General features: G+C 55.4%; 1 pseudogene. It reads right to left on the reverse strand.

The features are described 5' to 3' along the window. A pseudogene (locus HMPREF3155_RS13305) lies at window positions 1–110 on the reverse strand (IS3 family transposase); the annotation flags it as partial. Window positions 111–258: the final 148 nt, after the last annotated feature.

Raw genomic sequence — 258 nt, forward strand, 5'->3', positions numbered from 1 at the left:
ATATGAAAGCCTTCACGGTTCATCGCGTGCCACACTTTGCGGATGCCGTAGACCGAGAAATTCTGCGCATGCACACGCTGTATCTCTGGGATGAGAAGGCTATCGCTTGTCAGATGCGAGTTTTTGGTACCGGTGTTCTGGGGACTCGGTACTGTCGTGTTCCGGGTAGTTGGTACCGGGCCGATGGAGTCGGCCCGGCTGTTTGCTTTATTCGTCCGGTTCTATTGGGGCGGTGGCTTTGCGCATGTCGAAGTCTCC

This window comes from Corynebacterium sp. HMSC06D04 (assembly GCF_001807315.1).
Taxonomy (GTDB): domain Bacteria; phylum Actinomycetota; class Actinomycetes; order Mycobacteriales; family Mycobacteriaceae; genus Corynebacterium; species Corynebacterium simulans.